Raw genomic sequence first — 4,861 nt, 5'->3', positions numbered from 1 at the left:
GTTTGCCCGATACCAAAAGTTGAAAAAATCAGTGAAGACAACTTCTTCACATGCTGTGCAACAGGAACTGATGATCATAAAGGAGCATTTGGAGAAAACAGGTAAATCATCAGTCAGTAGTTGCGATGAAGAAGTGGAACAAATTGAAATGAATATACCTGTAGCCATTCGGCAGCAATACGTTTCTATCGTAGAGTACCGCTTAAAGCAATATTACCAAGCAAATAAGCGTAAACACTGGTTAGACGTAGAACTTCAAAAAGTTAAGCCGAAGGAGCCGAAAGTTACAGCTGGAATGGAGCTTACCGGTGTCAGTGGCCGATCAGGACTTCCGCATTCTTCCACTGAGCACGCAGTCATGAGCATGTTTGATAGAGCTGAACGCCTCCAGGATGAGATTTGGGAGGTGGAGGATCAGTTATATCCCATGGAAAAAGCCTTGCGTAGTCTTGATCCTGATCAACTCAGGCTTATTGAGGCTAAGTACTTTTGCCGCGAGGAAGCATTGGATGAGTATCTCATGAACAATTTCAACTGGTACCGCGCTAAATATTATCAGGTTAAAAAAACAGCACTTATTTTACTGGCCCAGTCCTTACGAATTATTTAAAGAATGATCAGGGAGTCTATTTTGCTCCTTACCTATATTGTAGAAAGGATGAGTGGTATGGACTTTGATGATCCAGCATTCAATGCAGCGCAAATGCTCAGATTTGTAAATGAGGATGCTTATCTCAAATGGATGTATACCGATCTTTTGAAAAAAGGGCATGCCTCTGAAACAGCACTAGAAGTCCTGTTTAACGCAAATGTATTGGGGGATTCTGGCATGACTCGTGAATATGAGTTATATGCCAAAAAAGGAGGAAAAAATAATGCTAATGGTATATAAAGGTCGCCTTTACGCAGGGGACATCTTTGAAGGGGAGATTCAAGGCCTCTTTGTACAAGCGCAAGTTTTTTCAGAGCCATCCTCGTATGGGATATCAGAAGGTCGAATCAGTCGGTTGACCGTGTATCCGGATAAACAAAAAGAGTTCTGTAAAAGACTGGCCAATTATGAACGGGGCTGGCATGGTAAAGCTCCAGAAGACAGCAAGATTCGTGCAGTTATTGAAGCGGTAGTTAGGCAGTTTGATGATCAAGAAATAGACTGGTCTTTTGAGGCTTCACGATAGATTACGATGAGTCCACCAGGTTAGGAGGTGAGTTATGGAGCTAGGTTTGTTTGAAGAAATGCTTTTGTGCCGGGTATTAACAGAAGCAGATTATAAAGAAGTTCAATATGCACATTCAAATGATAGATGCCATGTGTTTCACACTGATATTGGTCTGGTCGCTGTTGATCGGGAAACGGGGAAATTCGATTCCAAGGATTACAAACAGATGTTTCGATAAAACCGTGTGTGATGAATGATAGACGCATATAGCGAAGCAAGGAGGCCGGAATGAGTGATATAGCTTATAGAAAAGCCACTGAGATACTTAGTAATCCTAAGCGATGGGTCGCCGATGAGGGGAACCGTCTTATTGTGATATACCAGGAGAGAGACACTACCTTTTTAATCGGCTCTATTACGAAAACCAACCCTCCCTACTTGGATGATGGGATTGTAAATTCTTTGTGGTTCTCTAATGTCGAATCCGCAAAACGATATGCAAGAAATGAAATGTATGTTGAAAGCAGATTTAAAAAAAGTTAAATGATGAACAGTACGATGTGAAAAGCGAAGTTGACGCATATAGCGAAGGAGTGAATTGACGATGGAAGTATCAAAAATAGATACAGGACTCCCTGCTGCCGAAGAATTAATGCAGCACTGGAGAAAAGAGGCAGATGGGAAGCAGATAGACCTATCATTCGGAGTTCAAGAATTTGCAGAGAAGGTTTTCTTGTTCGTGACATACCCATTAAAGGGCAATGCTCCGTTCGGGGCCATGCTATTGGAAACCGGGTGGGAATTGTCAATCGAGCGCTTTGGCGGATATGACTGCAAGGCGGCGCGAAAGTTAAAGCGAATAATGATGACGCAATATCGTATTCAAGTTACTGCGTAGTCCGAAGATAAAGGGACACAAGGGATAGAGGAGGTGACAGCCCTCCTCTCCCACTAAGGGAGGATATAGAAAATGAATGTTGATACGTGGGGATTACAGTTTGTAAAAATAAATGTTTTAAAGAATGAGTTCGAAACTTTGCTTATTTTGAAAGGCGTATCAGAAAAATATGCAAAAGAAACATTTAACCGTATCAAAACAGAGTTTGCAGGGAACAACGGAGAACCTGATTGCGTGGTTGATTTGCTGGATGAAGACGACAGCATTGTTGATGATTTTGGAATTACTCTTTCCCAAGCTAAGTCTATTGCATCTTTATTAGGTCATTCAATAGCCGGGGAGGAAGCCCAATGACACAAACACCGTCGAGGGACTGGCAAAAGGATATGGCACTGGTACAGGGCACAATTAAACACGATGCATTCCCTGCCTGGACAGAGCCAATGCTTTTCTGGCTCCAAGCTTATGCTGCTGAAGCAAATGAAGTCTGCTATTGGAAAGGCGAAGCAGAGTCTGAGAAAGCCCGTGCAGACACTGCGGAGGAACTAGCAGTCCAGTATAAAGAAGAACGAGACTCTGGAGATGAGGCTAGAGCTGAGGTATATGGGAGGCTATTAGAAGCAGAGGGCAGGGAACAACAACTGAAAGAGGAATCTTCCGAAGCGGTGGAAGGACTATATCAAATTGTTCAGCGTGGAGATTTAACAAGCTTCGATTTGGATCAAGCAAATCAATTTCGAATTCAATATATATCCACCCTATACCCAGATACCCCAGCACCCACACCAGAGATTAAACAACCGGCGGCTGCAAGACCAATCAACGAATGGTACGAGGAGTTAAGTGATGTGCTCTGGTGGAAATTCCCGATTGAAGAACCGCCTTATTGCGGAACTCCGCTGGATGCCGATTGGCCGGATTATTGCACTCACTGGACACCACTCGTGATTCCAGCAGCCCCAGCATCCATGGAGGGGTGAATAGACCATGGGCAAATAGACTTTACTGCTTAGTTCGAAGAGAACCTGCCACTAAGACAGAAGCTGTGAAGGAGTGGGGAAAATGAAAAAAATAGGTGTTCATGATGTATGTATAGGTTGTGGTGCTAAAAAAGATGATCCCGAATGTGATTGCGAATGGGCTACTTGTAATTGCGGTTATCCTGATTGTTTAGTAAGGGAAGATGGCACTTACCATTGCAGAAATTGTGACCATGACACAAATCCAAGAGCTTACGATTAGTAGTTCACACTTCGAAGACACTGAGCAGAGGCAAGGAACTGGAAAGGGGCGAACGAAGTGAAGCGAATCATCTATGTGGCCGGGGTAAACCGGAAGCACCTGGCAGAACAAGCGAACAGCGTCACTCACTGGCTCCTGAGTGCCACGCTGCTGCGGCGGTACCCGCCTTGGCTTGATCCCTATCTGAGAAATAGAACAGTTATATGGGACCCCGGGACGTTCACGGAAGACTGTATATCTTATCAAGGTTATCGGGCCTACATTGACCGACATGTGAAATCCCGGCACCAATACATGCAATATGACGAGATAGGCAATCCAGAGGCGACGGAATGGTATCTGAAGGACATGCGGAGCCGAGGATATCGTCCCATACCCATCCTGCAGCCGGGCGGCGATGAAAGGATGCTGCAGACGGAATCACTGCTCTTTATTGGCGGGCTGGTCCCGATGAACGAGCTCAGCCGTATGCAATATCTGGATGGACTGCTGAGCAGCAGCATTCGGGCAAAGCTTCACCTTTTGGGAATGATGCGGCATGAATGGTTCGCGCCGTACTCGGCGGCTATTCAGGGCGACAACACCAGCTGGATACCACGGAGTGAGTGGAACCGACGGAAGACTCCGGAAGAATGGATGCGAGAATACGGTGAGCAATGGGTGCAACATCAGCCCCGCAAGACCGTGCAATTATCACTATTTTAGGAGGGTTCACATTGAAATTACTGACGAACTGGCAAATCTGTATACGGCCAGTGTCTTCGTACTGTTCACCTACTGCCGTTATAAGTCATCCTCTTCTTCCCGATCCGGGTCAGGCTTGGCGGTAGACGCAAACTATGAAACAAGGAGCTGATTAGAATGGGTAAAATTTTGAGATTTCATACCCTCCCTACACTGGTGCAATTAGAAGGGTTGGAAGTGAACGGAGGAAAGTTCCAAGGTGGTAAAGGGTGGATCGGAGAATCCGGCATTGTATTGAATATACCAAACGTGTTCCGGTTCAACACGAAGCTTGAAATTGCGGAAACGAATGATGGTAATTGGAACTTGATACTTACTCAATTTCTGACAAGTGGGCCGGGCTATTGGGAAATGGAGAATGCATTTTCCCGCATAGGGTACAGAGACCCTGAGATTCAAGTCCAGTTAGAAGCATTGTGCGAGGTATTGATTGCAAAAGAACTGGCCTGTTGGGTGGATGACGCTACTGCATAGTTCAGGCGCTTGATTAATCCTTTTTAACGAATAGGAGGCTTCATTATGGCTATAAGACCAAAAGTAGGTACAAGAGTTGGGTTCTCGTCATGGGGCGCTACCACCACGGAGGAAAAGGTTCCGCCTGGACCCTGGACAGGAGAAGTAGTAGCAGCACATGCCCCGACCTATAGCGTAAAGCGAGATGCTGACGGAAAGGTAGTCCCAATGTTTTCAAGGGATCTTCATTATTTAGAAGATTGAAATAGTGCACAGTACGACGATGTAGCGAAGGAGGTTTAATGGATGGGACCAGGTAGAGAACCAAAAGTCTGCGAGAATGATGAATTAGTATCGGAGTTTG

At 45.1% G+C, this 4,861-nt stretch carries 11 protein-coding genes; all 11 read left to right on the top strand.

Annotated features, from left to right (window positions below; all coding sequences use genetic code 11):
- The coding region (locus ACQ76X_RS35485; protein WP_438498595.1) for a hypothetical protein at nt 1-610 on the top strand (610 nt) is incomplete at its 5' end.
- 57 nt (nt 611-667) lie between these two features.
- The gene (locus ACQ76X_RS35480) at nt 668-892 is read left to right on the top strand and encodes a hypothetical protein (RefSeq protein ID WP_438498594.1); all 225 of its coding nucleotides are present in this window, start codon (nt 668-670) and stop codon (nt 890-892) included.
- On the top strand, nt 876-1,178 hold the full coding sequence (locus ACQ76X_RS35475; RefSeq protein ID WP_438498593.1) for a DUF7678 domain-containing protein: 303 nt from the start codon (nt 876-878) through the stop codon (nt 1,176-1,178). Before ACQ76X_RS35480 ends, ACQ76X_RS35475 begins: the two co-directional genes overlap by 17 nt.
- A gap of 34 nt (nt 1,179-1,212) precedes the next feature.
- On the top strand, nt 1,213-1,398 hold the full coding sequence (locus ACQ76X_RS35470) for a hypothetical protein (RefSeq protein ID WP_438498592.1): 186 nt from the start codon (nt 1,213-1,215) through the stop codon (nt 1,396-1,398).
- Between the two features lie 50 nt (nt 1,399-1,448).
- A complete protein-coding gene (locus tag ACQ76X_RS35465) occupies nt 1,449-1,703 on the top strand; it encodes a hypothetical protein (protein WP_438498591.1) in 255 nt (84 codons plus the stop codon).
- Between the two features lie 61 nt (nt 1,704-1,764).
- Nucleotides 1,765-2,058: a hypothetical protein gene (locus tag ACQ76X_RS35460; RefSeq protein ID WP_438498590.1), complete on the top strand. Its 294-nt coding sequence runs from the start codon at nt 1,765-1,767 to the stop codon at nt 2,056-2,058.
- A 72-nt stretch (nt 2,059-2,130) separates the two neighbouring features.
- Complete coding sequence (locus ACQ76X_RS35455; RefSeq protein WP_438498589.1) at nt 2,131-2,412, top strand: hypothetical protein; 282 nt, start codon at nt 2,131-2,133, stop codon at nt 2,410-2,412.
- Complete coding sequence (locus tag ACQ76X_RS35450) at nt 2,409-3,038, top strand: hypothetical protein (RefSeq protein WP_438498587.1); 630 nt, start codon at nt 2,409-2,411, stop codon at nt 3,036-3,038. Before ACQ76X_RS35455 ends, ACQ76X_RS35450 begins: the two co-directional genes overlap by 4 nt.
- Nucleotides 3,039-3,120: 82 nt before the next feature.
- Entirely contained in the window at nt 3,121-3,300 is a 180-nt protein-coding gene (locus ACQ76X_RS35445; RefSeq protein WP_438498586.1) for a hypothetical protein, read from the top strand.
- A gap of 57 nt (nt 3,301-3,357) precedes the next feature.
- Nucleotides 3,358-4,005, top strand: coding sequence for a hypothetical protein (locus ACQ76X_RS35440; RefSeq protein WP_438498584.1), 648 nt, complete (start codon nt 3,358-3,360; stop codon nt 4,003-4,005).
- Between the two features lie 156 nt (nt 4,006-4,161).
- Nucleotides 4,162-4,518, top strand: a complete 357-nt coding sequence (locus ACQ76X_RS35435; RefSeq protein ID WP_438498583.1) for a hypothetical protein — start codon at nt 4,162-4,164, stop codon at nt 4,516-4,518.
- Nucleotides 4,519-4,861 lie beyond the last annotated feature (343 nt).

It is taken from the genome of Paenibacillus sp. IHBB 3054 (genome assembly GCF_051594305.1).
GTDB lineage: Bacteria > Bacillota > Bacilli > Paenibacillales > Paenibacillaceae > Paenibacillus_AQ.
Note: the sequence above shows the minus strand (reverse complement) of the source record. Positions and strands in the feature narration are given on the sequence as shown.

Excerpts from the sequence above, each read along its gene's own strand:
- ACQ76X_RS35480 (WP_438498594.1), top strand. The coding sequence starts at position 668 with ATGGACTTTGATGATCCAGCATTCAATGCAGCGCAAATGCTCAGATTT.
- ACQ76X_RS35475 (WP_438498593.1), top strand. The coding sequence starts at position 876 with ATGCTAATGGTATATAAAGGTCGCCTTTACGCAGGGGACATCTTTGAA.
- ACQ76X_RS35470 (WP_438498592.1), top strand. The coding sequence starts at position 1,213 with ATGGAGCTAGGTTTGTTTGAAGAAATGCTTTTGTGCCGGGTATTAACA.
- ACQ76X_RS35465 (WP_438498591.1), top strand. The coding sequence starts at position 1,449 with ATGAGTGATATAGCTTATAGAAAAGCCACTGAGATACTTAGTAATCCT.
- ACQ76X_RS35460 (WP_438498590.1), top strand. The coding sequence starts at position 1,765 with ATGGAAGTATCAAAAATAGATACAGGACTCCCTGCTGCCGAAGAATTA.
- ACQ76X_RS35455 (WP_438498589.1), top strand. The coding sequence starts at position 2,131 with ATGAATGTTGATACGTGGGGATTACAGTTTGTAAAAATAAATGTTTTA.
- ACQ76X_RS35450 (WP_438498587.1), top strand. The coding sequence starts at position 2,409 with ATGACACAAACACCGTCGAGGGACTGGCAAAAGGATATGGCACTGGTA.
- ACQ76X_RS35445 (WP_438498586.1), top strand. The coding sequence starts at position 3,121 with ATGAAAAAAATAGGTGTTCATGATGTATGTATAGGTTGTGGTGCTAAA.
- ACQ76X_RS35435 (WP_438498583.1), top strand. The coding sequence starts at position 4,162 with ATGGGTAAAATTTTGAGATTTCATACCCTCCCTACACTGGTGCAATTA.